The organism is Cellulomonas sp. Root137 (genome assembly GCF_001426725.1).
Lineage (GTDB): Bacteria > Actinomycetota > Actinomycetes > Actinomycetales > Cellulomonadaceae > Cellulomonas.
On record NZ_LMFG01000001.1, the window covers coordinates 1,804,491 to 1,828,936 of the forward strand.

A 24,446-nucleotide genomic window follows, 5' to 3' on the forward strand; every position below is an offset into this window, starting at 1 on the left:
CGTCCACCCGGTGCGGCGGCTCAGCCGAGGAGCCGGGCATGCACGCATTGCGCCCCAGGAGACAGAGCGATCCGTCACGCCATCAGCGGCTCGGCCTCGGCGTCCCGGCCCTCGTGCGTGTGCGCGTCGAGGTCCTCAAGCATGGCGACGGCGTCGTCGATGATCTCCGCGTCCTGGGTGCGCACCCCGTAGAGCAGCCACCGGGCGAGCGCGAGCTCCCCGGCGAGCAGGGCGCGATCGACCAGGTGCGGGTCGGTGAGCTCGGTCCGGCGCAGCTGGTACGCCTCCATGATCGAGTCGGTGGTGTCCGGGTGGGCGGCGACGAGGAGCCAGGCGAGGTCGTCGGCGGGGTCGGCCACGCAGGCGTCGCCCCAGTGCAGGATCCCGGTGACCTTGTCGCCCTGGACGAGCACCCGGTCGCTGGTGAGGTCGCCGTGCACGACCGTGGGGCGGAAACGCCACATCGCGACGTCCTCGAGCCGCTCCTCCCAGCGCCGCAGCAGGGCGGGCGGGACCTTGCCGGTGCGAGCGGCCTCGTCGACCTCCGCCTGACGGCGCTGGCGGTACTCGCCGGCGTCGTACGCGGGCAGGCCGGCGTTCTCGACGATGACGGTGGGCAGCTCGTGCAGCGCGGCGATGGCGCGGCCGAGCGACGCGGCGAGACCAGGGCCGGGGGCGAGGCGCTCGAGCCGCAGCGGGTCGCCGGGGATCTCGGCGTGCACGGCCGCGCGCCCACCCTCGGGCAGGTGCGCGAACCCGGCGGGAGCCGGGACGGCGAAGGGCAGCTTCCCGCGCTCGGACTCCGCCGCGAGCATGGACAGGAGCACGACCTCGGCCTCGAGCGCGGCGCCGGCCGCGGCGTGCTGCGGGGCGCGCACGACCCAGCGGTTGCGGTGGGCGTCGATGACGACCGCCGTGTCGAAGTCGGACCCGGGCTGGGCGGGCCGTCGGACGTCGAAGGCGTCGAGTCCCGGGACGGCGACGGTCGCCAGCGCGGCCAGGGCGAGGGGGGATCGGACCACGCGCCCAGGATAGGCGGGCGACAGAGCCGTCTCCGTCGAGGCGCTCGGCGTGTTGCGCCCGATTGGTCCCACCGCGCCCGTTTCCGCGAGCCCGGCGGTGCCTCCCCGCGTACGGTGACCGGCGTGATCGTTCCGGATGACCTCCCCCTGTCCCGTGCCGGCATCGACCGGGCCGCGCTGCTGCGCACCGAGGACGGGTTCGTCCGCACGGCCCTCGCCGATCCCGCCACGCGCGTGCTGCTCGTGTGCGACGCGGCCGTGGTCACCGCTGCGGGGCCGACGGTCGCGCTGCTCGACCCGGCGGACGTGGCGCGCCTGCTCCCGGCCGACGACGAGGCCTGGCTGCTGCTCGGCCGGGGTGACGGCGGCGAGGCGTACCTGGCGCGCCGGGTGGCGGACCGCCGTCCCGCGCCGACCGTGGGGGAGGCGTCCGACGTGCTGGTGCACACCGCACCGACCAGCACGGGACCCGCGATCACGCCGACGCTGCCCGACGGGCTGACCTGGACGGCGCTGCGCGACATCGGCGCCGACCTGTCGGCGCAGGAGGCGGGGCTGGCCACGACAGCGGTGGCGCTCGACGCCTGGCACGCCCGGCACCCCCGCTGCCCGCGCTGCGGCGCCGAGACGCGGGTGGCGCAGTCGGGCTGGACGCGGGTGTGCGTGGTCGACGGGTCGGAGCACTACCCGCGGACGGATCCCGCGGTGATCATGGCGGTGGTCGACGCCGACGACCGGATCCTGCTGGGCCATGCGGCCCACTGGCCGGCCGGTCGGTGGTCCACCCTCGCGGGGTTCGTCGAGGCGGGGGAGTCGCTCGAGCACGCGGTCCGCCGCGAGGTGGCGGAGGAGACGGGAGTCGTCGTCGGTGACGTGTCCTACCGGGGCAGCCAGCCGTGGCCGTTCCCCGCGTCCCTCATGATCGGCTTCCGCGCGCAGGCCGAGTCGACGGACGTGCACGTGGACGGCATCGAGCTGACGGAGGCGCGGTGGTTCTCCCGCGCCGGGCTGGCGGACGCCGTGCGGACCGGCGACGTCATTCCGCCGGGGCGGGCGTCGATCGCCCGGGCGCTCGTGGAGGAGTGGTTCGGGGGACCGCTCAGCTGAGGGGGACCGCTCAGCTGAGGCGGTCGCGCACCTGCGAGAGCGACGGGTTCGTCGCGGCGGACCCGTCGGGGAACACGACCGTCGGCACCGTCTGGTTCCCGCCGTTGAGCGACTCGACGAGCGCTGCCGCGTCGGGGTGCTCCTCGATGTTCACCTCGGTGTAGCCGATGCCTGCGGAGTCCAGCTGCGTCTTGAGCCGGCGGCAGTACCCGCACCAGGTGGTGGAGTACATCGTGATCGTGCCGGTCTCGGGCAGGGTCTGCGTGGTCATCGGTCCTCGTCGGTCGGTTCTCGAGCACGGTCGTGGCGAGATCGTCGCCCAGGGCAGCAACGTCCGCAAGCTCGCGACTCTTCCCGGGTCACTCGAACGGGCGTCGTCCACCGGCCGCGTCCGGCGTGTGGGCCGGTGCTGCGAGACTGTGCCCGATGTCCGCCGAAGCCCTCCTGGACGCCCTCGACCCCGAGCAGCGTGCCGTCGCGACGACCCTGAGGGGTCCCGTGCGCGTGCTCGCCGGCGCGGGCACGGGCAAGACCCGGGCGATCACGCACCGCATCGCCTACGGCATCCAGGTGGGGGCCTACCGGCCGGCCAACGTGCTGGCCGTGACGTTCACCGCCCGTGCCGCGGGGGAGATGCGGACCCGGCTGCGGCTGCTCGGCGCGTCCGGTGTCCAGGCGCGGACGTTCCACGCCGCGGCGCTGCGCCAGCTGGGGTTCTTCTGGCCCAAGGTCGTCGGCGGCCCGCCGCCCCGGATCCTCGAGCAGAAGGTCAAGCTCGTCGCGCACGCCGCACAGCTGGTCGGCATCGAGACGGACCGGGAGAGCGTGCGCGACCTGGCGTCCGAGATCGAGTGGGCCAAGGTCTCGCTGGTCACGGCCGACGACTACGCCAAGGCGGCCGCCGCCACCGACCGCCCAGGCCCGGGGGGCATCGACCCGCAGTCCGTCGCCCGGCTCATGGCGGCCTACGAGTCCGCGAAGGACCAGCAGGGCGTCATCGACTTCGAGGACGTCCTCCTCCTGCTCGCCGCCATGCTGGCCGAGCGGCGGGACGTGGCGGACTCGGTCCGGGAGCAGTACCAGCACTTCGTGGTCGACGAGTACCAGGACGTCAGCCCGCTCCAGCAGTACCTGCTCGACCAGTGGCTCGGCGGTCGGCAGGAGCTGTGCGTGGTCGGCGACCCGAGCCAGACCATCTACTCGTTCGCGGGCGCCTCCGCGCACCACCTCACGTCGTTCACGGCCGCCTACCCGCGCGCCACCACGGTCGAGCTCGTCCGGGACTACCGCTCGACACCGCAGGTGGTGAGCCTGGCCAACCACGTCATGCACGCGTCCCGCAAGGCGGGCGGACCCGCGCCCCTCGAGCTGCGGGCGCAGCGCGCCGACGGTCCCGACGTCTCCTACGTGACCTACGCGGACGACGACGCAGAGGCCGCCGGCGTCACCGCGACGATCGCCGAGCTGGTCCGCGGTGGCGTGTCGGCCGCCGACATCGCGGTCCTGTTCCGGACCAACGTGCAGTCCGAGGCGTTCGAGGCGGCCCTGTCCGACCGGGGCATCGCCTACCAGGTGCGCGGGAACGCGCGGTTCTTCGCGCGGGCGGACGTGCGCAAGGCGATGGTCCTGCTGCGCGGTGGTGCGCGGGCCGTGGATCCCGACCTGCCGATGCCGGACGCGGTCCGGGACATCCTGCGCAACGCGGGCTGGTCGGAGAGCCCGCCGGAGGGCCGCGGCGCGGCGCGCGAACGCTGGGACGCCCTGCAGGCGCTCGTGACGCTGGCCGACTCGCTGGCTGCGGCCCCACCGACGGGCAGCGGTCCGCCGACCGTCTCCGACCTGGTCGCCGAGCTCGACGAACGCGCGTCCGCGCAGCACGCGCCGACCGTCGAGGGCGTGACCCTGGCCTCCCTGCACGCCGCCAAGGGCCTCGAGTGGGACGCGGTGTTCCTCGTGGGGCTGTCCGAGGGGCTGCTCCCCACGGTCCAGGCGCAGACCGACGCCGCGCTGGCCGAGGAGCGGCGACTGCTCTATGTCGGGATCACCCGGGCGCGTGTGCACCTGCACCTGTCGTACTCCCGTGCCCGTCACCCGCGCGCCCGGGCGAGCCGCACCGTCTCGCGGTTCCTCACCGACCTCTGGCCCGACGAGCGTCGCCGCCCGGGGGTGCCGCGGCGCGAGCTCGACGACCGCCAGCAGGCCGTCGTCGACGCACTCACCGCGTGGCGCGACGGCCACGCGGCCGAGCTGCGCCGCCAGCCCGCGTCCGTCCTGACCAGCGCGACCATCCGCGCGATCGCGGAGCGGTGCCCCGGCACGCTCGAGGAGCTGGGCTCGGTCCGCGGGGTCGGACCGATGACGCTGGCGGACGTCGGCGAGGACGTTCTGGCGACCGTCCGCGCGACCGTCGCCCAGCCCGCTCGCTGAGCCGATCGGGCGATGGCAGAAATTCGTCGAGGAAACTTCGTTTATTCGGTTGTCCGCCCCGCGAGCCCGGTCCTAGTCTGGGCGACGTCCTTGTTGAGGGACCGCGCCGAGAGGTGAGGGTCCGAGCCGGAGAGGGGGTGGGTGCACCGATGAACACAAAGATCCAGACGCCGGACGCTTACGCGTTCCTGCCGCGATCTGTCGCGCCCACCATGTTCCGGTTCCAGGGGATCGCTCTGCCCATCGGCGGCAGCACCCTCGAGCTCACCGGCGGGTCGAAGCGTCGCACGGCGACCGATCCCCGCACGCAGCTGATCCGGACTCCCATGATCTGACCTCGACAGAGGCATCAGGCCGCGGAGTCCGAACTCGGACCCGCGGCCTTTCTGTTTCTCCCGATGATCCGGGTGGGACGGGTTGGCAGTCGGTCCGGCACCGACGCAACACGCTCACCAGCAAGGACATCAGGAGGACATCGTGCGGCTCACGACGCTGCTCGACACGGTGAACCAGGGCGGATCCGGCGCGTGGCCCCTCACCGACAGCACTTCGGCGACCGACGACCGCCAGACGTTCGACCAGCTCGTCGCCGACTTCATCCCGTGCCGGGCGGGCGACCCCGAGCTCTGGTTCGCCGAGCGGACGGCCGAGGTCGAACGGGCCAAGGCACTGTGCCGCGAGTGCCCGCTGATCGAAGGATGCCTGGCCGGCGCCATCGAGCGCGCCGAGCCGTGGGGCGTCTGGGGCGGCGAGGTGTTCGTCGGTGGCGTGGTGGTCGCGACCAAGCGTGGTCGTGGTCGCCCGCGGAAGAACGCAGCCCCGGCGGCCTGAGGCCGTCGGCACTCAACCCTGCGCGCCCACCAGCGACGCGGGGAGGGCGGTGCACCCACACTCGGGGTGCACCGCCCACGTGCGTCTGCGCGGCACCGCGTCCGGCAGGGAGACCTCGTACGTGACACCTGCGCCCAGGCCGACGAGCCCGTCCAGGTGGGCGAGCACGGCCGCGGCCCCGATCCCCGCGCAGACTGCGGCCGGCACGGCCGGCTCGCTCGGGGTCGCACCGGTCCGCAGCTGGGCGGCCAGGGTCGGCCACGCGTCGTCGGCGTCGCTGCGGTGCAGGTCCAGGCAGCGCAGGCAGGGTCCGGTGCCCGGCACGACGAGCGGGCCGACGACCGTGTCCGCCTCCCGGACGACGACCCCGAGGTGCGCCGTGGCCCCGGAGACCAGCGCGGGAGCGCGCACCGGGTCGGCCACCCCGTACTCCACCAGCACCACGACGTCCGGCCGACGGTCCGACACCGTCGACACGTGCGGCGCCACGTCGCGCAGCAGCCGCGCAGCCACGTGCTCGCGCGCGGAGCCCGCGTCGGCCCACCTGTACCCGCAGACGCCGACGTCGGTCGACCGCACCGGTCGCTCGTCGTCGAGCAGCAGGGTGCCGACGCCCGCGGCGGCGAGCCCCACCGCGATGCCCAGCCCGGTCGGCCCCAGGCCGAGGACGGCCACCACCCGGTCCGCCCGGGCCCGGACGAGCCGGGTGCCGTCCCCGTCGGGCCGCAGCAGGGACCACACGTCCGCGTCGACCGCCGCCGGTCCGCGCAGGACCGCCGCGGGCGGCCGAGCGTCGGTGAGCCGGGCGTCGACGAGCACGGCGACCAGCGCGCGGGCGCGCTCGACGTCGACGGCGCGGGCGACCAGCTCGGTCAGGTCCGTCCGCGGGTCGACGGACATGAGCAGGTCCGCGTCCGCGGGGGTGAGGTCGGTCAGGCGGACGGCCCAGCGCGGGTCGGTGCCCACCTGGACCTCGGTGGCGGTGCGTCGCAGCACCCGCAGCCCGGCGCGCAGTCGCATGGGTCCCCTCTCGGCGTCGGGGGCCACCCTGGCAAAGCTGTCGAGGGCCGCGCGGGCGTCGTCCACAGGCCCGGACATGCCGAAGGGCACCGTCCGCGCGGACGATGCCCTCGGGCGGGTGCGGTGGTGGTGCTCAGGCCTTGCCGAGGATGCGGTTGAGCTTGGTGCCGCACACCGGACAGACGGCCTTGGCCATCCTGCGACCGGATTCCGAGATCACGACGTCGCCCTCGGCCTCGCGCTTCTCCTTGCACTTCACGCAGTAGAACTCGCCTGCATACGTCTCAGCCATGGGGCCCTCCCTCGGTGTCCGTGCACCGGACCGGGGAACCGCCGGCCGGCGGCTCGGACGTGCTGGTGCAACAACGCCCGCGCGACGTCCACGGTAGTGCTCCAGACGCCCACAGCCCGCGGAATCGTGCAGGACGCGCCGTGCGCCGACGGGTGAACCGGGGCCCGTGGGCCCTGCGCGCTAGCGTGCACCTGTGCAGCCCACGCAGGACCTGTCGCAGGTCGAGATCCGCCGCTCGCGCAAGCGCGTGCGCACGGTGACGGCCTGGCGCGAGGGCGACCGGACGATCGTGGCCATCCCGGCGCGGTTCACGCGGGCGCAGGAACGTGAGTGGGTGCGTCGCATGCTCACGCGTCTGGCGACGCAGGAACGCCGCCGTCGCCCGTCGGACGACGAGCTCATGTCCCGCGCCACGGAGCTGGCCGCCAAGTACCTCGGCGGCCGCGTGCAGCCGACGACCGTCCGGTGGTCCACCAACCAGGGCCGCCGCTGGGGGTCGTGCACGCCGTCGGACGGCTCGATCCGGATCTCCGACCGCGTGCGCGGCATGCCGCGGTGGGTGCTCGACTACGTGCTCCTGCACGAGCTCGCGCACCTGCTGCACGCCGGGCACGGTCCGGACTTCTGGGCGGAGCTCGACACCTACCCCCGGACGTTGCGCGCCCGAGGGTTTCTCGAGGGGTACGCGTACGCGGCGGAGCGCGGAGCACAGGCGGCGCCGGGGGAGTCCGACGAGGACGCCGACCGACCGACCGACGAGGTCGACGACGGCGGGATCGACGAGCCGGAGGACGTCGTGTCCGACGAGGTGGACGTCGACGAGCTCAACCCGGACGACGAGGCGCTCGGGCAGCTCGAGCTGGACTTCGACGCCCCCGGAGCATCAGAGACGCGCTGAGCCGCCTGCGGGACGGACCCGTCGCGCGGGCGCCGCAGCCGGGCAGTCAGGCTGTCGGGTCGGCGTCCGGGTCCTCGCCGAGGATCTCGGCCAGTGCGCGGTCCACCTCGGCGGCGTCGTCGACCGCGGTCGCGCGGCGGGCCGCGTAGCCGGACGGGTCGTCGAGGTCCTCGGTGCCGGGCAGCAGGTCGGGGTGGTCCCACACGGCGTCGCGCGCGGTGGCGCCGTTGTCGCGCGTGATCTGCGCCCACAGGGCGGCGGCGTCGCGCAGGCGCCGGGGCCGCAGCTCGAGGCCGACCAGGTTGGCGAACGTCTGCTCGGCCGGTCCGCCGGCGGCACGGCGGCGGCGGATCATCTCGCGCAGAGCCATGGTGTGCGGCAGGTGGGGGAGCGCGGCTGTGGCGGTGACCTCGTCGACCCAGCCCTCCACGAGCGCGAGGGCCGTCTCCAGCCGCTCGAGCGCAGCCTTCTGCGCGTCCGTCGTGTGCGGGGCGAACACCCCGCCGGAGAGCGCCTGCTGGAGCGCCGCCGTGTCGGTGACGTCGATCGAGCGGACGGCCTCCTCCAGCTGGTCGGCGTCGATCGTGATGCCGCGCGCGTACGCCTCGACGGTGGCGAGCAGGTGCGAGCGCAGCCACGGGACGTGGGTGAACAGGCGGGTGGCGGCCGCCTCGCGCAGGGCGAGGAAGAGGCGAACCTCCTCCGCGGGGGCGTCGAGACCCTCGGCGAACGCGTCGACGTTGGCCGCGACGAGCGCCGGGGCAGGCCTGTCGAGCAGGGGCAGGCCGATGTCGGTGGTGCCGAACACCTCGTGCGCGAGGGTGCCCGCGGCCTGGCCCACCTGCATGCCGAAGACCGCCGACCCGAGCTGGCGCAACAGCTGAGCCGGCTCGATCCCGCCGGGCAGGGCGAGCTCGCCGTCCGACCCGTCGGGCAGGGCACCGCCGAGCGCGCCGACGAGGGCGACGGACAGCGAGGACGCGACCGGCTCGGTCAGGGTGCGCCACGTGGGCAGGGTGGCCTCGACCCACTCGGCTCGGCTCCACGCGCGGGGAGTGCCGGTGGACGGGGGCAGGTCGGTGGCGGCGTCGAGCCACAGCTCGGCGACCGCGAGCGCGTCGATGACCTGCCGGGTCTGCCCGGGGCTCAGCGACGGGTCGCCGCCCGCGGCGGCCTGCTGCCGCGCGAGGTCGTGGGCCATCTGCCAGTTGACGGGGTCGTCGCCCGAGGCGGACAGCAGGGCCTGGACCTGGGCGAACACCTGCTGCAGCGCGGCCGGGTCGTCGGGCAGCCCGGACGCGGCGGCCATGGCGCCGGGGTCGAAGCCGCGCTCCTGCAGCTCTCGGATGGCGTCGTCGGCGCCCTCGCCCAGCATCGCGCGCATGACCTGCTCCCAGGCGGGCACGCCACCATCGGCTCCGGGGACAGCGGAGTTGTCGGGGCTCACATGGACCTCCTGCGACGATGGGGCCGGCTGCGAACCACGGTAACCACGCAGCACAGGAACGAGGGATGGTGGCCGGGCAAATTCGCTCAGGGCGCAGCGCGCGACCGGGGACCGCTCCGGATGAGCCCGAGCGCCCCGACGACGTCGTCGTGATCGGGCGAGGACCGATCGCGTCCGCCGTCGGCGCTGCCTGGGGTGGACACGTGCGGACCCTCGACGAGGTCCCGGAGCAGGACCCGCAGGACGCGCTGGCGGGTGCCACGGTCGTCGTGCTCGTGACCCACTCCGGGGACCTCGTCGCGCCGGTGGACAAGGGGCGCCGCGAGCGAGAGGCGGCGATCGTCGCGCACACCCAGCGCGTCCTCGGTGCCGCGCGCGCGGTGGGGGCGCGGCACGTCGTCGCGATCGGGTCCGCGGTGGTCTACGGCGCGTGGGCCGACCGGCCGGAGATCCAGGACGCCGACCCGCTGCCCCGCACCGACGACGCCGCCCGGGACGGGCTGGTGGGTGACCTCCTCGCCGCGGCGGCCGTGCTCGAGCGCGGCCGCCGCCGGTCCCCGCTGGTCACGCAGCTGCGGCCGGCGGCGGTGGTCGGCGCCGGCGTCGACACCTTCGTCACCCGGCACTTCGAGGCTCCCCGCCTGCTCACCGTGCGGGGCGCGGTCCGTCCGTGGCAGTTCGTGCACGTCGACGACCTGGCCGCCGCGGCGCGGTTCGCCGTGGACCACGCGCTCGCGGGCGTCCTCACCGTGGGGGCGCCGGACGTGCTCGATCCCGCCCAGGTCGAGGCCGCCTCGGGGATGCGGCGCGTGGAGCTGGCGGCCGCGACCGCGTTCGGCACCGCCGAGCGGCTGCACCGCGTGGGAGTCCTGCCGGCGCCGGCCTCGGAGCTCGCGTTCGTCGTCTACCCGTGGACCGTCGCGTCGGACCGTCTGCGCGCGGCCGGGTGGGAACCGCGGTGGTCCAGCGCGGCCTGCCTCGACGTCCTGCTCGAGGGGGTCCAGGGCCGGCTCGCCGTCGCCGGACGTCGCGTGGGCACGCGGGACGCCGCCGCGCTCGGGGCGGCGGGGGCTGCCGTCGCGCTCATCGGCACCGCGGCCGTGTGGCGGCAGGCGCGGGCGCGTCGGCGGGGGTGAGCGCGACAGGGGATCGTGACAGGGGATGATGTGGGCGTGCTCGAGCAGCCCACCTCCCCGTTCGACGTCGACGAGCCCTCCGGCGAGCCCGAACGCGTCAGCCCGCGCTCGCTCACGCTGTCCGTCGGCATGCTGGTCACCGCGCTGCTGCTCGCCGTGCTGGTCATCCTGCCGGTGCCCTACGCGATCAGCAGCCCGGGCCCGACGCGTGACGTGCTCGGAGAGCACGACGACACGCCGCTGATCCAGATCGAGGGCGCCGAGACGTTCGAGTCCACCGGCGAGCTGCGCCTGACCACGGTGTCCGGCACGGGCGGTCCCGGGTTCCCGTCCAGCGCGGTGGGCGTCGTCCAGGGCTGGCTGTCGCGCTGGACCGTGGTCCAGCCGGTGGAGCTGCTGTACCCGCCGGACCAGACCCAGGACGAGATCGACGAGTCCAACGAGGCGGAGATGGTCTCCTCGCAGGAGAACGCCACCGTCGCCGCGCTCACCGAGCTGGGGTACGAGGTCCCCGCGACCCTCGTCGTGGCGGGTGCCGTCGAGGGGACCGACGCCGAGGGCAAGGTCGAGGAGGGGGACGTCATCGTCGCCCTGGACGGCATCGCGGTGCCCGACTACCAGGGGCTGATCGCGCAGCTGGAGCAGGTGGAGCCGGGCGACACGGTGACGCTCACCGTGCGTCGGCACGGGCAGGCCGTCGACGTCCCGGTCGTCACCGGCGAGAAGGACGACGGCCGGGCCCAGATCGGCGTGTTCATCGACCCGTCCTTCGACATGCCGGTGGACGTGACCATCAGCATCGACGACATCGGCGGACCGAGCGCCGGGACCATGTTCGCGCTGGGGATCATCGACAAGATGACGCCGGAGGACGAGGCGAACGGCAAGGACATCGCGGGGACGGGCACCATCGACGTCACGGGCGAGGTCGGTCCGATCGGCGGCATCCGGCAGAAGCTGGCCGGCGCGACTCGCGACGGGGCCACCTGGTTCCTCGCGCCCGCCTCGAACTGCGACGAGGTCGTCGGCCACGTGCCGGACGGGCTCCGCGTCGTCTCCATCGAGACCTTGCACGACGCCCGCGAGGCGATGACCGCGATCGGCGCGGGCACGGCCGACGACCTGCCGACCTGCCGCTGATCAGTCGAGGGTCGAGCGCACCGCGGAGACCAGACCCGGCACGAGGTCGGGACCCTGACCCACCTGGTCTGCGCTGTCGTTCGCGCGGCTGCGGACGGCGCACCACGACGGTCCGTCCCGCAGGGCGCCCACCACCAGGCGCACGTCCTGGCGCTCGGGGTGGGCCAGCAGGTAGTCGAGCGCGGCGTCGGCGTCCTGGGGCATCGCCTCCTCGGCGGCCGGCGGCAGGACCACCCGCTCGACGGTGACCGCCATGCCGTCCACGGTCGACGGCCACGACAGTCCCGCGAGCAGCGTCTCCAGGTCCGGCGCCTCGGGCAGCTCCTCCTGCTCGACGGACGTGAGGTGGGCCGGGTCGGCCTTCGCCGCGGCCAGCGCCGCCGGGTCCAGCTGGGCCGCGAGGCCGGGCTCGGTCTGCAGCATCGCCTGCGTGCGGACGAGCGCGAAGACGCGGACCGGGCCGTCCCAGCCGGCCTCGGCGACGTGCTGCTCGATCTCGCGGACGGATCCGGCCAGTGCGGCCAGTGCAGGGGTGGGTTCGCTCACAGGTTCATGGTCGCATTCCTGTGGGAACCTGTGCCTCGACCGGCACGTTCAGCGTGCGAGTGGTGTGCGTCCTGTGCGTGCCCCGCTGTCAGCTGTTGTTCCTGATCTTGTTCCCGACGACGAGGACCGCCACGCCGTGACATTCGGAAGCCCGCCGCCGCCCCGGACCAGCCCGCCCCGTGCGCGCCGGCGCGGAGCACTCGCACCCACGCTGGTCGTTCTCGGCGTCCTCGTCGTCCTCGTGCTCCTCCTCGCCCAGGTGTGGACGGAGGTGCTCTGGTACCGCCAGCTCGGGTTCGGGGGAGTCATCGCCACCGAGTGGGGCACGCGCGCCGTGCTGTTCGCCCTCGGGTTCCTCGTCATGGGCGGGGCGGTCTACTGGAGCCTGAACTTCGGCTACCGGTCGCGTCCCGTGTACGCCCCGTCGACGCAGGAGCAGGCGAACCTCGACCAGTACCGCGAGGCCATCGAGCCGCTGCGCCGCCTGGTCATGATCGTCGGCCCCGCCGTGCTCGGCCTGTTCGCCGGTGCGGCCGCGTCCCAGCAGTGGCAGACCATCCAGCTCTGGATGCACGGGGGGACCGTCGGCACGACGGACGCCCAGTACGGCATCGACCTGGGCTTCTACCTGTTCACGCTGCCCGGCCTGCGGTTCGTCGTCTCGTTCCTCATGGCCGTCACCGTCCTCGCCGGCATCGGCGCCGTGGCCACCCAGTATCTGTACGGCGGCCTGCGGGTCGGCGGTCCGAGCGGTGGGACGCCGCGCACGACGCGCGCCGCCCGCGTCCAGCTGACGACGATCGCGGCGGTGCTCATGCTGCTCATCGCCGCGAGCTACTGGCTGGACCGGTACTCGATCCTCATGAAGTCGGGCCAGAAGTTCGTCGGCGCCTCGTTCACGGACGTGCACGCGGTCATCCCGTCGAAGGCGATCCTCGCGGGCATCGCGATCTTCGTCGCCGTGATGTTCATCGTCACCGCGATCCGCGGCAACTGGCGCCTGCCCGCCATCGGCGTCGGCCTGATGATCGTCGCGGCCATCGCCGTCGGCGGCATCTACCCGGCCGTGGTGCAGCGGTTCCAGGTGCAGCCGAACCAGCAGGACGCCGAGGCCGAGTACATCCAGCGCAACATCGAGGCCACCCTCGACGCGTACGGGCTCGACGACGTCAAGACGACGGAGTACAACGCGGAGGTCACCGCCGAGGCCGGCGCGCTCCGCGAGGACGCCGACACCACGGCGTCGATCCGCCTCCTCGACCCGCAGATCGTCAGCCCGTCGTTCAAGCAGCTCGAGCAGATCCGCGCGTTCTACGACTTCCCCGACTCGCTGTCGGTGGACCGGTACGAGATCGACGGCGAGAGCCGGGACACCGTCATCGCGGTGCGCGAGCTGTCGCTCGAGGGCCTGGACGCGCAGCAGCGCAACTGGACCAACGACACGACGGTCTACACGCACGGGTTCGGTGTCGTCGCCGCCTACGGCAACACGACGGCCGGGCGCGGGGCGCCGGCGTTCTGGGAGCAGGGGATCCCCTCGACGGGCCAGATGGGCGAGTACGAGCCGCGCATCTACTTCAGCCCCAAGGCGCCCACGTACTCGATCGTGGGAGCCCCCGAGGGCGCGCGGCCGTGGGAGCTGGACTACCCGTCCGACGGCGGGACCGGCGCGGAGAACAGCACGTTCCCGACGCAGGACGTCTCCGCCGGGCCGTCGATCGCCAACCCGTTCACCAAGCTGCTCTATGCGCTGAAGTTCGGGTCCGAGCAGATCGTGTTCTCGGACCGCGTGACCAGCGACTCGCAGATCCTCTACGACCGCGACCCGCGCGACCGCGTCCAGAAGGTCGCTCCCTACCTGACGCTCGACGGCCGTGTGTACCCCGCGGTCGTGGACGGCAGGGTCAAGTGGATCGTCGACGGCTACACGACGACGGACCAGTACCCGTACGCCGCGTCCCGCTCGCTCGACGACGCGACCACCGACTCGCTGACCGAGACGTCCGAGACCGTCCAGGCGCTCCAGCCGAAGACCGTCAGCTACATCCGGAACTCCGTGAAGGCCACCGTCGACGCCTACGACGGGTCGGTCACCCTGTACGCCTGGGACATCGAGGACCCGATCCTCAAGGCCTGGGACAAGGTGTTCCCGTCGACGCTGGAGCCGCTCTCGTCGATCGACGGCGCGCTCATGAGCCACCTGCGCTACCCCGAGGACCTGTTCAAGGTGCAGCGCAACCTGCTCGCCCGGTACCACGTGACGGACGCCGGCCAGTTCTTCTCCGGCAACGACTTCTGGGCCAACCCGAACGACCCGACCAGCAGCGTCGCCGTGCCGCAGCCGCCGTACTACCTCACGCTGCGGATGCCCGACCAGGACGAGGCCCGCTTCTCGCTCATGTCGTCGTTCATCCCGACGGGCAACAACGCGCGCAACGTGCTGACCGGCTACCTCGCGGTCGACGCCGAGGCGGGCAACGAGGACGGCAAACCGTCCGACGACTACGGCACGCTGCGGCTCCTGGAGCTCCCGCGGGACTCGACGGTGCCCGGACCCGGCCAGGTGAACAACAACTTCGTCGCCGACCCGGACGTGTCCAACGAGCTCAACATCCTCGGGCGCGGCGACTCCCAGGTGGTGCGCGGCAACCTGCTCACCCTGCCCATGGGTGGCGGCCTGCTCTACGTCCAGCCCGTGTACGTCCAGGCCCGCAGCGGCACCACCTTCCCGCTGCTGCAACGCGTGCTCGTGGCGTTCGGTGACGACATCGGGTTCGCCGACACGCTCGACGGCGCCCTCGACCAGGTGTTCGGTGGCGACTCGGGCGCCGACGCCGGCGACGCCGGGACCGACCCCGATACGGGGACACCGCCGACGGACGAACCGACGGATGAACCGACGGACCAGCCGACCGAGGGCGAGACGGCAGCACCGACCGACCCCGGGACCGGGACCGGCACGGACGCGACCGCCCGCGCCGACCTCGACCGCGCGCTGCAGCAGGCGAAGGAGGCCATCGCGGACAGCCAGTCGGCACTGGCGCGCAACGACTTCGCGGCCTACGGCGAGGCGCAGCAGCGGCTCGACGACGCGGTGCGGGCCGCCCTCGACGCCGAGGCCCGACTGGGCGAGTGACGTGGTCCGGCCGGTGGTGACGCACGCCACCACCGGCCGGGCGTCCACGATTTGGTGGCCCCTGGGGCGTGGGGTAAGTTGTACTCACCGACGCGGGGTGGAGCAGCTCGGTAGCTCGCTGGGCTCATAACCCAGAGGTCGCAGGTTCAAATCCTGCCCCCGCTACACAGAAGACGAAGGCCCGGACCTCATGGTCCGGGCCTTCGTCGTGTGGGCGAACGACCGTCGGCGGAGACGGGTCCGCGTCCGGGCTCACCCGTCGTCGTCCGGGGGTGCCGGGGCGCCGTCGCGTTCGTCGCGCTCGGCCCAGCGGAGCAGCGGCGCCAGGTCGAACACCGCGTCATCGATGCCGGCATGGAGATCGCCGAGCTCGGCATAGCGTGCGGGGACCGTGCGCAGGGTGCAGTCGTGGGGATCGACGTCGTCGATCTCGTCCCAGCGCAGGGGCGTCGACACGGTGGCGTCCGGAGTTCCGCGCACCGAGTAGGCCGAGGCGATCGTGTGGTCGCGGGCGTTCTGGTTGTAGTCGACGAACACGAGCGACGGGTCCCGGTCGCGCCGCCACCACGTGGTGGTGACGTCGTCCGGTGCACGACGCTCCACCTCCCGCGCGAAGGCGAGGGCTGCTCGTCGCACGTCCGCGAAGCCGTGCTCGGGCGCGACCCGGACGTAGACGTGGAGGCCTGAGCCGCCCGAGGTCTTCGGCCAGCCGACTGCGCCCAGCTCGTCCAGGACCTCGTGGGCCACGTGTGCCACCCGCCGCACCCGGTCGAAGGGGCAGTCCGGCATCGGGTCCAGGTCGATGCGCCACTCGTCGGGGCGTTCGGTGTCGGCCCGGCGACTGTTCCACGGGTGGAACTCGACGGTCGACATCTGCACCGCCCAGATCACGTGCGCGAGCTCGGTCACGCACAGCTCGTCGGCGGTGCGGCCGTAGCGCGGGAAGAACAGCTCCACCGTCTCCATCCACGGCGGTGCGCCCCGCGGCAGCCGCTTCTGGTGCACCTTCTCCCCGGCGACGCCCGTCGGGTAGCGATGCAGCATGCACGGGCGCTCCCGCAGCGCACGCACGATCCCGTCACCCACGGCGAGGTAGTAGTGCGCGAGGTCGAGCTTGGTCGCCCCGCTGGCGGGGAAGTAGACACGGTCGGGGTTGGAGATCCGCACGGTGCGGGACCCGACCTCGAGCTCCACGGCGGGTGAGTGTTCCGGGGCCATGCCTCATTCAAGCGCGCTGCGTGCCGCCGCAGCCGCAGGGCGGACCCCACCGAGGGGGCGGGCGCGCTCAGCGGTCGACGGTCGCGCCGTCTGGTCGTTCACGCCGGAGGTGCCCGTGACCGAACTGTGAGGCTGAACGCGTCTCGTCGAGCAAGGAATCGCTGGACACTTCCCGTGTGGACGCCGAGCGCAGTCGCCGAGGAGCCGCGCGCGGTGTGAGCGCGATCGTCGTCGTGATGGCCCTGGCCGGCTGCTCGAGCCCGGCGGAGCCGGCAGCAGTGCCGGTGGGCGCGCCGACGCACGACTCGACGGTGGTGCCCGTCGCGGTGGACGGGCTCCTGCGGTGGGCGGACGGCAGCCCGGTGGCGAGCGACCCGGTCGACATCGCCACCGCGCGCCTCGCCGTGCCCGGGACCGACTACGAGGTCGTCTACACGGTCCCGTCGGGCCGTGTCGACGACGGGCACCTGGTCCCGATGCGGCTGAGGGCGGACGGACGGGCGGTGGCAGCCCAGGTGCCGACGGACTCGTTCGACGGGGGCCCGTGGCTGACCGCGCCCACCACCATGGGCGTGCTCGACGGCGCGGCGTTCACGCCCTTCGTGGCGGCACAGCCGGTCCCGGGGGACCACCCGCGGCAGGCGTTCGACGCGTCGGTCGCCGACGGGATCGCGGCGTGGCTGGAGTCGGACAGCACCGGCGTCGGCACACCGCGCTGGCGGGTCTTCGCGGCGGGTCCGGACGGTCGCGCCACGCTGGTCGCACGTGCGGAGGACATCGGGGCGGGCGGCACCTCCATGGCCGGCTCGACGGCCGTCTGGCGCGGGCGCGTCTACTGGGCAGCCGGGGAGCCCGGCCAGAGGGATGTCTACTCCCGGGCAGCGGACGGCAGCGGGCCGCTGGTCGCGGTCGCGACGGGGGTCGCCCAGCCCACAGCCTCGTCCTCGGGCATCGACGTCGTCCGGTCAGAGGTCGACGACCCCGCCGTGGCGCCCGGCGAGGCGTCCGTCGAGCGGGTGGTCGACGGGGACCAGCCGCGGGTGCTCGTGCGCTGGTCCGGGGTGCCGGGGTCCGCGGTGGTCCAGCTCGTCGCGGACGGGGAGGTCGTCGCCTTCGTCGCGACCACCCCCGGGCAGTCGGGGGGCCAGGTGCACGTGGTGGACACCCGTGCCCGGACGGCGAGGACGGTCACCCTGCACGGGTCGGGACGTGAGGCGTCCCTCGCACTGTGTGACGGCCGGCTGCAGTGGTCCGAGGCCGACGCGCAGGGTCCCGGCACGGCTGTCCCCACCTACGTGCTCGACCTGGTGTCGGGCGACCTGGCGAGGATCGACGTGGACCGCGCGTTCGCCGGGGCGCTGTGCGGCGGCCGGTACCTCGCGTGGAACCAGCTGGATGCGGCGGCCGGCTCGTCGGCCAGCACCGTCGTGGCGCGCTGGAACCCGTAGCCGCAGCGCGTCCGGCGACGAGTGCCCTAGGGTCGATTCCGGACGGAGAGCGTCCGGATCCGGAGGTCCGCATGGTCGTCGGCGATCCGAACCCCACGGCCCGCGCGCTGCTGGCGCTCGAGCTCATCCAGGCCAGCCCCGGCATCACCGCCGACCGGCTCGCGGACAGGCTCGGCGTCTCGGACCGGGCTGCGCGGCGGTACGTCGCGACCCTGCGCGACGCGGAGATCCCGATCGAGTCCGTGCGCGGGCCGTACGGCGGCTACCGGATCGGTCGGGGGCTCCGGCCGCCGCCGCTCATGCTCACGGCGGCCGAGGCGTTGGCGCTGGTCATGGCGGTGCTGGACGGGCACCACGACGCCGACGACCAGGCCCAGCCGGTGGGCACGGCCCTGAGCAAGATCGTGCGGTCGCTGCCCGCGGCGGTGGCGGGTCCCGTGCAGGCGGTCCGGGAGACCACCGCGCCGGCGCCTGACCGCGCAGCTGCCCGGCCCGACCCGACGACCGCGACGACGCTGGTCCAGGCGTGCTCCGCGCACCGGCGCGTCCGGGTGGCCTACCGCTCGGAGGGTGGCAACGCGTGGCAGACGGTGGTGGACCCGTGGGCGGTGGTGGTGCGGCACGGCCGCTGGTACCTGCTGTGCCACTCGCTGTCGTCGGACGCCCGCCGCGCGTACCGGGTGGACCGGGTGGAGGGCGTCGAGCTGCTCGATGAGACGTTCACGCCGCCCGAGGACCTCGACCCGGTGGCGGAGCTCGAGGCGCACCTGGCCGTCGGGTGGGAGTTCGACGTCGACGTGCTCCTGCAGGCGCCGGCCCACCGCGCGCAGCAGTGGCTCCCGCGCGACCTGGGCCGGGTGGAACCGGTGGACGGCTCGACGTCGCGGCTGGTGGGGTCGACGAGCAACCCGCCCTGGTACGCCGAGCGCCTCGCCGTCGTCCCGGTCGACTTCCGGGTGCTGGGTGGCCCCGAGCTGCGGGCGTGCGTCCGCACGGTGGGCCGACGCATGCTCGCGGCGACGGACGAGGTCAGCTCCGCCTGATCCAGGTGAGCGGGGAGCCGGAGACCGGGCGCCAGTCGTTCGGCGGGTCCTCGCCCACGCGACCGTCGACCACCTCGCGCAGCAGGTCGGCGTGCCCGGTGTGCCGGCCGTACTCCTCGACGAGGTCGAAGAGCAGGCGGCGCAGGCTGGCGTGGTTCCCGCGGTCGTCGCCGTCGTTGACGTCCTGGTCCAGCCCTCCCTCGGCGAGGGCGGCGTCGAGCCGGGCACGCGACCGGGCGACGGCGTCGTCCCACGCCGCGTAGAGCTGCGCGGGTGTGTCGTTGACGGCCGAGAGGATCTCGGTGTCGTTCTCCGCCCAGCTCGCCGGGTCCCACATCGGTCCGGGGTGCTGCCCGGCGAGCTTCCAGCTGAACGTGGTGTCCTCGACCGCGGCGAGGTGCTTCAGGAGCCCGCCGAGGGTGAGGGCGGAGGCGCCCACGTGCTGGGCGAGGCCGGCGCTGTCGAGCCCGTCGGCCTTCCAGCGGAACGTCGTGCGCAGCCGGTCGAGGGCTCCGACGAGGTGGTCGAGCTCGGTGCTTGCGAGGGGTGGTTCCCAGGGGATCGTCGTCGTCATGTGGCCGACCGTACGGCCGGTTCCGGACGTTCTGCGTCCGGATGAGCGGCGAGACGGCAGCCATCCGACAGGTGAGACGCCTTGACAGCATGTGGACGCCATCTCACACTCGTTGCATGCCCGTCGCCCGGACCGCGCCCGTGACCCCGCTCCACGCGGGGTCCGTCGCCGTGCCGTCGATGCGCCGGTGTCTCTGTCGAATGTGTCACTGACGACCCAGTCGTCCCCGTCCCCGCAGCTCTGAGGAGCTCGCCGGAGGACCCCCGTGCCGCTCAGCGGCGCAGCCCGTGACCGATCGCCCGCGGTGAACCCTGCGGCGTCGGTCCGGACCACCCAGACACATCGCGAGACCACCGATGGAGCAGACCGTGCCGAACCGTACCCGTATCGACCTCCTGCCGATCCAGGAGGCCGTCGCCGTCGCCTCGCCCAGCGCGTGGCAGGACGGACTCGTCTCCCACCAGGCGCCCGGCGCCCTCGCGGTCGCCCTGCTCGACGGCCGCGTGGCCGAGCTGACGACCAGCGCGACGCCCGCGATCGGGGAACCCGTCGCGGTGCACCTGGTCGCGGAGGTCGTCGCCCTCGGGGGTGCGTGGTACTCCGCGCGTCCCGTGGTCAGCTAGGCATCGAGGCCATCGCCGAGCGGCACGCCTCGACCATCGCCGTGCAGGCGGAGGCGCAGATCCGGCAGTGCTCCGACATCTCGGCGTGCATCATGCACTCGGCCGCGCAAGCCTCGCCCATGGTCATGCAGGCCGTCATCATCGAGCTCATGACGCCCATGTCGTAGCCGTTCGGGCGCATCATCATCCGCATCATCGTCATCGCGACGTCCGCGGTGTTCATGCACATGGACGCACATCGGCCCATGTTCTCGGTGCCGTCGGCGTCTGCGCACATCGTCGCCGCCATCGAGGCCGCGGAGCACGCCTCGATGCAGCCCTGCATCATCGACATGTCCATGCCCGTCGTCGCCGGCATCGGCATGGACTTCATCATGTCCGCCATCATGCTCATCGTCGTTCCGCCCCTCGTCGTCGCCAGGTCACCTGAACCAGCGACGCTACGCCGAGCACCGACCGCCGCGCCATGGTCTGGGGCCACCTCAGCCGGGCGTGATCGGCGATCGTCGGGTGCGGCCGGGGGAGACGCCGACCTCGCGCTTGTAGGCCCGGCTGAAGGACGCCTCGGAGTCGTACCCGAGCTCGGACGCCACCTCGCGCACGGTGGCTCGGCCGTAGCCGAGCCGGTCGGCGGCGACGTGCATGCGGACCCGGGTGACGTACTGCATCGCGGGCTCGCCGACGACCTCCGTGAAGCGCGCGGAGAACGCGGACCGGGACATCGCGGCCTCGTGCGCCATCGTCGCGACGGTCCACGGCCGGCCCGGCTCGCGGTGCACGGCGGCGATCGCGGTGCCGAGCTGCGGATCGCGCAGGGCGCCGAGCCAGCCGGTGGTGACCTGCTGGGCGTCCAGCCAGGCGCGGATCGACTGGATCACGAGGATGTCGGCCAGCCGGGTGGTGACGGCCTCGCCGCCGGGCCGGGCGTGGGTCAGCTCCTCGGTGGTGAGGGCGAGCGTCGCCGCCATCCACGCCCCGCCCTGCTCGCCGTCGACGTGCACGACCGAGGGCAGGAGGTCCAGCAGGAGCCGGGACGAGGCGCCGTCGACCGAGAGCACGCCGCAGATCAGCTCCACCCTGGATCCGGAGCCCCGGTGGCGCAGGACCGAGTAGTTCGGGCTGAGGAACTCCTGCGGCAGCTCGTCGACCCGGCCCAGCGAGGGCACCCCCGGCGCGCTGCGCAACAGGTGGCCGCGTCCGTGCGGGACGAGCGCGAGGTCGCCCGGGACCAGCCGGACGGGCGGCGCACCCTCCACCTCGACCCACGCCTCGCCGACGGTCACCACGTGGAAGCTCACGCAGTCGCCGAACGCGGGCATGTCGACCGCCCAGGGGCCGTCCGCCTCGGTCCGGCTGTAGAAGACGCCCGTGACCCGGAGGTGTCGCAGGGCCTCGCCGACGGGGTCGATCGGGGTCCATGGAAGATCGACGACGGTCACGAGACCTCCTGGATGATCTGCCATAGATTGGCGACGACTCATCATAGACCGTCCAGCATGCCGCTGGTGAGGTGGGAACCACAGGAATCCCCACCACACCGAAGGAGACAGATCATGAAGGTTCTCGTCGTCGGGGCGACGGGTGGCTCCGGCCGCGCCGCCGTCACCGAGCTGCTCGCACGCGGGCACGACGTCACCGCGCTCTCGCGCCACGCGTCGTCGCTGCCGGGGGTCCGGGGGATCGACGGAGATGCCACCGACGCCGCACTGGTCGGGAAGCTCGTCGAGGGCCAGGACGCCGTGGTCGTGACGCTCGGCATCAGCGAGAGCGCGGTCCGCGTGCGCCTGCGTGGCCCGTCGCGCACCCCGCTCGACATCCGCTCGCGGGGCACGCGCACGGTGCTGACCGCGATGCGTCGCCACGGGGTACGCCGGGTCGTCGTGCAGACGTCCTACGGCACCGGACCGACGAGCGTCGGCCTCCCGCTGGTCAACCGGCTGATCTTCGCGCTGCTGCTGCGCCCGCAGATCGCGGACACGGAGCGGCAGGGCGCCGAGCTGCGCGCGAGCGGGCTCGACTGGGTCGAGGTCCAGCCGGTCACCCTCACTGACGAGCCGTGGGCGGGTCCGCCCGTGACCTCGACCGGCGGGGAGATCGAGGAGGTGCGCGTCTCGCGCGCGCAGGTCGGGTGGGTCCTGGCGGAGGCCGTCGAGGACGAGACCCTGGTCCGACAGGTTGTCGCCGTGTCGGCCGGTGCCCGGGTGCCCGCCGCCGTCACTGGGTGAGCGACCAGGCCCGCCCGGCGCGGAGGTCGGCGCGGTCCCGTGCGGCACCGTGGCGGACCAGGACCGAGACGTCCTGGTCGGCCACCAGCCGCGCGGACGTGAGCACGTGTCGGTCCCACGTCAGGTCGACGGTGATCCCACCGCGGGCGCGCAGGCCGCGCACCGACCCGGAGGGCCACGACGCCGGCAGCGTCGGCAGGAGGTGGACCTCGCGCAGACCGTCCGTCACGGCGTGCGACTGGAGCAGGAGCTCGGCGACGCCGGCCGTGAAGCCGAGGTTCCCGTCGACCTGGAACGGGGGGTGGGCGCAGAACAGGTTCGGGTAGACGCCCCCGCCGTGGTGCGTCGGGCCGAGGGGGCGCAGGAAGGCGTCGACCAGCCGCGCGGCTCCAGCCGGGTCGCGCAGGCGGGCGCGCAGGTTGAGCCGCCAGGCCAGGGACCAGCCGGTCGACTCGGCTCCGCGGGCGTCGAGGGTGGCCAGCGCGGCCCGCGCGAGGTCCGGTGCCTGGTCGGGGTCGATCGAGGTGCCCGGGTGGACGCGGAACAGGTGGCTCTGGTGCCGGTGCTCCGGCTCGGCCTCGGCCACGTCGTCGCGCCACTCCGCGATCCGTCCGTCGGGGGCCAGCCGTTCGGCCGGGAGGCGGTCGAGGGCGGCCGACGCCTCGGACTCGAGCGGTCCACCCAGGCGCACGACGTTCTCCAGCAGGTCGCGGGCCATCGCCAGGTCCGCGGTCGTCGACGTCGTCACGGACGCCGGCCGGTTGTCGGGGGCGAGGAACGTGTTCTCCGGAGACGTGGCGGGCCGGGTGCCGAGCGTGCCGTCGGGCAGCTCGACCAGCCAGTCGAGGACGAACCGCGCCGCACCGACGAGGACGGACATGTCGAGGCCGGCCCCGGTGAAGTCGTGGTGGTCCACCAGGTGCCGCGCGAGCCAGACCCCGCCGAGCGGCCAGAAGCTCCAGGACGGGTCGCTCGTGCCGTCACCCACGGGCTCCGTGAACACCCACGCGTCAGAGTTGTGGTGGGCGGTCCAGCCGCGCAGGCCGTAGAGGTCGGTGGCCGTGCGCGTACCCGCCGCGGCGAGCTCGCCGATCCAGCGCAGCAGGGGCTCGTCGCACTCGGCGAGGTTGGTGCTCAGTGCCGGCCAGTAGTTCATCTGGGTGTTGATGTTGATGGTGTAGCTGCACGACCACGGCGGCTGCACCGAGTCGTTCCAGATCCCCTGCAGGGTCAAGGGGAGGGTCCCGGGGCGTGACCCGGCGATCATCAGGTACCGGCCGTAGTGGAACGCGAGCGCCGCCAGGCCCGGATCGGGTTCGCCGGCCGCGTGCCGACGCAGCCGCTCGTCCGTGGGCAGCCCGGCTGCCGGGGTCGTCCCGAGGTCGAGGGCTACCCGGTCGAAGAGACCTGCGTGGTCGGCGACGTGCTCGGCACGCAGGGTCGAGAACCCGCGGGCCGCGGCCGCCGTGGCCGTCGACCGCGCCGCTGCACGCAACCGGGCCGCGTCGCCGTGCAGCGGGGTGGTCGGTCCGGCGTAGTCGGTCGCGGTGGCGACGACGAGGGTCGCCCAGGTCGCGCCGCGCAGCCGCAGGCCGTCCGGTCCGGCGTCGACGACGCCGTCGGTGACGACCTCGACCGCGACGGCCGCCGTGACGCTCGCGCCCGGAGCCGGGTCGCGGACCACGTGCGAGCCTCGCACGTAGTCGGGCGGAGAGTCGGACGGCATGCGCAGGGTGGTCGACCACCTGCTGGACTCACCGACAGGCTCGTCGAGGGGGTGCTCGGAGGTGACCCGCAGCTCGAGCCCGCCGGGCTCGCCGGTCCACGTGCGGTGCACGACCAGGACCGAGGCAGGGTGGCTGACGAACGCCTCCTGGGTCCCGGACGTGCACGAGTGCCCGGCGACGCCCTCGTCGAGGCGGAGCCAGCGGGTGTACCCGTCGACGGGCGCGGGCGCCGGCTGCTCGAGCCAGAGGTCGACCAGCGGCTGGTACGCCTGACCGAACCCGCCCTGCAGCCGCTGCACCTGGCGCTCGGCCTCGCGGACGTCGTCGTCCGCGAGCGCGGCGCGGGCGGCGGACAGGGCAGCCGGACCGTCCGGCGCCGAACGGGATCGGGGGGCACCGGACCAGCAGGTGTCGTCGTTGAGCTGGAGGTGCTCCACCGCAACGCCGCCGAAGACCATCGCGCCGAGCCGCCCGTTGCCGAGCGGGAGGGCCTCGGTCCACGCCGACGCCGGGGCGTCGTAGCGCAGCGTCGTCTCGGGCACGGGTCTCCAGGTCCTCCGGTCGGGCCGCCGTCGACCCGACCGGA

At 73.7% G+C, this 24,446-nt stretch carries 23 protein-coding genes and 1 tRNA gene; 13 read left to right on the forward strand and 11 right to left on the reverse strand.

Annotated features, from left to right (window positions below):
• Nucleotides 1-74 precede the first annotated feature (74 nt).
• Nucleotides 75-1,022 carry a phosphotransferase gene (locus tag ASD18_RS08670; RefSeq protein ID WP_056089396.1) on the reverse strand — a complete coding sequence of 316 codons (948 nt, stop codon included), beginning with the start codon at nt 1,020-1,022 and terminating at the stop codon, nt 75-77.
• A 123-nt stretch (nt 1,023-1,145) separates the two neighbouring features.
• On the opposite strand from ASD18_RS08670, the gene nudC reads away from it, so the two are divergent.
• Nucleotides 1,146-2,129: an NAD(+) diphosphatase gene (gene nudC / locus ASD18_RS08675; protein ID WP_369817258.1), complete on the forward strand. Its 984-nt coding sequence runs from the start codon at nt 1,146-1,148 to the stop codon at nt 2,127-2,129.
• Nucleotides 2,130-2,139: 10 nt separating this feature from the next.
• Here nudC and ASD18_RS08680 read toward each other — a convergent pair whose 3' ends face one another.
• Nucleotides 2,140-2,400 carry a mycoredoxin gene (locus tag ASD18_RS08680; protein WP_056089400.1) on the reverse strand — a complete coding sequence of 87 codons (261 nt, stop codon included), beginning with the start codon at nt 2,398-2,400 and terminating at the stop codon, nt 2,140-2,142.
• A 155-nt stretch (nt 2,401-2,555) separates the two neighbouring features.
• Here ASD18_RS08680 and ASD18_RS08685 point away from each other — a divergent pair, with 155 nt between their 5' ends.
• The 3 genes from ASD18_RS08685 to ASD18_RS08695 all read left to right on the forward strand — a co-directional run bounded on the left by ASD18_RS08685 (nt 2,556) and on the right by ASD18_RS08695 (nt 5,387).
• Nucleotides 2,556-4,556: an ATP-dependent helicase gene (locus tag ASD18_RS08685; RefSeq protein WP_056089403.1), complete on the forward strand. Its 2,001-nt coding sequence runs from the start codon at nt 2,556-2,558 to the stop codon at nt 4,554-4,556.
• 149 nt (nt 4,557-4,705) lie between these two features.
• Entirely contained in the window at nt 4,706-4,891 is a 186-nt protein-coding gene (locus tag ASD18_RS08690) for a hypothetical protein (protein WP_056089406.1), read from the forward strand.
• A 142-nt stretch (nt 4,892-5,033) separates the two neighbouring features.
• Nucleotides 5,034-5,387, forward strand: a complete 354-nt coding sequence (locus tag ASD18_RS08695) for a WhiB family transcriptional regulator (protein ID WP_056089410.1) — start codon at nt 5,034-5,036, stop codon at nt 5,385-5,387.
• Nucleotides 5,388-5,399: 12 nt separating this feature from the next.
• Here ASD18_RS08695 and ASD18_RS08700 read toward each other — a convergent pair whose 3' ends face one another.
• Together ASD18_RS08700 and ASD18_RS21320 are read right to left on the reverse strand one after the other, a co-directional pair.
• Complete coding sequence (locus ASD18_RS08700; RefSeq protein WP_156387918.1) at nt 5,400-6,485, reverse strand: thiamine biosynthesis protein ThiF; 1,086 nt, start codon at nt 6,483-6,485, stop codon at nt 5,400-5,402.
• Between the two features lie 55 nt (nt 6,486-6,540).
• A complete protein-coding gene (locus tag ASD18_RS21320) occupies nt 6,541-6,699 on the reverse strand; it encodes a DUF5679 domain-containing protein (RefSeq protein ID WP_175348182.1) in 159 nt (52 codons plus the stop codon).
• A gap of 193 nt (nt 6,700-6,892) precedes the next feature.
• Between ASD18_RS21320 and ASD18_RS08705 the strand changes: the two genes are divergently transcribed.
• The gene (locus ASD18_RS08705; protein ID WP_200938501.1) at nt 6,893-7,597 is read left to right on the forward strand and encodes a YgjP-like metallopeptidase domain-containing protein; all 705 of its coding nucleotides are present in this window, start codon (nt 6,893-6,895) and stop codon (nt 7,595-7,597) included.
• 46 nt (nt 7,598-7,643) lie between these two features.
• Here the strand turns inward: ASD18_RS08705 and ASD18_RS08710 are convergent, their stop codons facing one another.
• Complete coding sequence (locus ASD18_RS08710; protein WP_056089416.1) at nt 7,644-9,044, reverse strand: zinc-dependent metalloprotease; 1,401 nt, start codon at nt 9,042-9,044, stop codon at nt 7,644-7,646.
• Nucleotides 9,045-9,247: 203 nt separating this feature from the next.
• On the opposite strand from ASD18_RS08710, the gene ASD18_RS08715 reads away from it, so the two are divergent.
• A complete protein-coding gene (locus ASD18_RS08715; RefSeq protein ID WP_235522300.1) occupies nt 9,248-10,180 on the forward strand; it encodes an NAD-dependent epimerase/dehydratase family protein in 933 nt (310 codons plus the stop codon).
• Nucleotides 10,181-10,216: 36 nt separating this feature from the next.
• A complete protein-coding gene (locus ASD18_RS08720; protein ID WP_056091871.1) occupies nt 10,217-11,320 on the forward strand; it encodes a PDZ domain-containing protein in 1,104 nt (367 codons plus the stop codon).
• Here the strand turns inward: ASD18_RS08720 and ASD18_RS08725 are convergent, their stop codons facing one another.
• Nucleotides 11,321-11,866 (reverse strand): PPA1309 family protein, encoded by a 546-nt coding sequence (locus tag ASD18_RS08725; RefSeq protein ID WP_056089420.1) that lies wholly within the window; start codon nt 11,864-11,866, stop codon nt 11,321-11,323.
• Between the two features lie 136 nt (nt 11,867-12,002).
• On the opposite strand from ASD18_RS08725, the gene ASD18_RS08730 reads away from it, so the two are divergent.
• Nucleotides 12,003-15,002, forward strand: coding sequence for a UPF0182 family protein (locus ASD18_RS08730; protein ID WP_056089425.1), 3,000 nt, complete (start codon nt 12,003-12,005; stop codon nt 15,000-15,002).
• A gap of 91 nt (nt 15,003-15,093) precedes the next feature.
• Nucleotides 15,094-15,167, forward strand: a tRNA-Met gene (locus tag ASD18_RS08735).
• Nucleotides 15,168-15,254: 87 nt separating this feature from the next.
• Here ASD18_RS08735 and ligD read toward each other — a convergent pair.
• Complete coding sequence (ligD, locus tag ASD18_RS08740; protein WP_056089427.1) at nt 15,255-16,220, reverse strand: non-homologous end-joining DNA ligase; 966 nt, start codon at nt 16,218-16,220, stop codon at nt 15,255-15,257.
• A 215-nt stretch (nt 16,221-16,435) separates the two neighbouring features.
• Here ligD and ASD18_RS08745 point away from each other — a divergent pair, with 215 nt between their 5' ends.
• Nucleotides 16,436-17,668, forward strand: a complete 1,233-nt coding sequence (locus tag ASD18_RS08745) for a hypothetical protein (protein WP_056089431.1) — start codon at nt 16,436-16,438, stop codon at nt 17,666-17,668.
• Between the two features lie 71 nt (nt 17,669-17,739).
• Nucleotides 17,740-18,711, forward strand: coding sequence for a YafY family protein (locus ASD18_RS08750; protein WP_056089434.1), 972 nt, complete (start codon nt 17,740-17,742; stop codon nt 18,709-18,711).
• Here ASD18_RS08750 and ASD18_RS08755 read toward each other — a convergent pair.
• Entirely contained in the window at nt 18,698-19,285 is a 588-nt protein-coding gene (locus tag ASD18_RS08755) for a DUF664 domain-containing protein (protein ID WP_056089439.1), read from the reverse strand. The genes ASD18_RS08750 and ASD18_RS08755 overlap by 14 nt on opposite strands.
• A gap of 368 nt (nt 19,286-19,653) precedes the next feature.
• Here ASD18_RS08755 and ASD18_RS08760 point away from each other — a divergent pair, with 368 nt between their 5' ends.
• A complete protein-coding gene (locus tag ASD18_RS08760) occupies nt 19,654-19,908 on the forward strand; it encodes a nuclease (protein ID WP_156387919.1) in 255 nt (84 codons plus the stop codon).
• Here ASD18_RS08760 and ASD18_RS08765 read toward each other — a convergent pair.
• Both ASD18_RS08765 and ASD18_RS08770 read right to left on the reverse strand, forming a co-directional pair.
• Complete coding sequence (locus ASD18_RS08765) at nt 19,901-20,302, reverse strand: hypothetical protein (protein WP_056089448.1); 402 nt, start codon at nt 20,300-20,302, stop codon at nt 19,901-19,903. The two genes, ASD18_RS08760 and ASD18_RS08765, sit on opposite strands and share 8 nt — an antisense overlap.
• An 88-nt stretch (nt 20,303-20,390) precedes the next feature.
• Nucleotides 20,391-21,347 (reverse strand): AraC family transcriptional regulator, encoded by a 957-nt coding sequence (locus ASD18_RS08770; RefSeq protein ID WP_235522301.1) that lies wholly within the window; start codon nt 21,345-21,347, stop codon nt 20,391-20,393.
• Nucleotides 21,348-21,461: 114 nt separating this feature from the next.
• Between ASD18_RS08770 and ASD18_RS08775 the strand changes: the two genes are divergently transcribed.
• The gene (locus tag ASD18_RS08775) at nt 21,462-22,133 is read left to right on the forward strand and encodes an NAD(P)-dependent oxidoreductase (protein WP_056089458.1); all 672 of its coding nucleotides are present in this window, start codon (nt 21,462-21,464) and stop codon (nt 22,131-22,133) included.
• Here the strand turns inward: ASD18_RS08775 and ASD18_RS08780 are convergent.
• A complete protein-coding gene (locus ASD18_RS08780) occupies nt 22,123-24,402 on the reverse strand; it encodes a glycoside hydrolase N-terminal domain-containing protein (protein ID WP_056089464.1) in 2,280 nt (759 codons plus the stop codon). The genes ASD18_RS08775 and ASD18_RS08780 overlap by 11 nt on opposite strands.
• Nucleotides 24,403-24,446: the final 44 nt, after the last annotated feature.

Coding starts and splice junctions, on each gene's coding strand:
- ASD18_RS08755 (WP_056089439.1), bottom strand. CDS start 19,285: ATGACGACGACGATCCCCTGGGAACCACCCCTCGCAAGCACCGAGCTC.
- ligD (WP_056089427.1), bottom strand. CDS start 16,220: ATGGCCCCGGAACACTCACCCGCCGTGGAGCTCGAGGTCGGGTCCCGC.
- ASD18_RS08765 (WP_056089448.1), bottom strand. CDS start 20,302: ATGAGCATGATGGCGGACATGATGAAGTCCATGCCGATGCCGGCGACG.
- ASD18_RS21320 (WP_175348182.1), bottom strand. CDS start 6,699: ATGGCTGAGACGTATGCAGGCGAGTTCTACTGCGTGAAGTGCAAGGAG.
- ASD18_RS08680 (WP_056089400.1), bottom strand. CDS start 2,400: ATGACCACGCAGACCCTGCCCGAGACCGGCACGATCACGATGTACTCC.
- ASD18_RS08685 (WP_056089403.1), top strand. CDS start 2,556: ATGTCCGCCGAAGCCCTCCTGGACGCCCTCGACCCCGAGCAGCGTGCC.
- ASD18_RS08700 (WP_156387918.1), bottom strand. CDS start 6,485: ATGTCCGGGCCTGTGGACGACGCCCGCGCGGCCCTCGACAGCTTTGCC.
- ASD18_RS08690 (WP_056089406.1), top strand. CDS start 4,706: ATGAACACAAAGATCCAGACGCCGGACGCTTACGCGTTCCTGCCGCGA.
- ASD18_RS08750 (WP_056089434.1), top strand. CDS start 17,740: ATGGTCGTCGGCGATCCGAACCCCACGGCCCGCGCGCTGCTGGCGCTC.
- ASD18_RS08775 (WP_056089458.1), top strand. CDS start 21,462: ATGAAGGTTCTCGTCGTCGGGGCGACGGGTGGCTCCGGCCGCGCCGCC.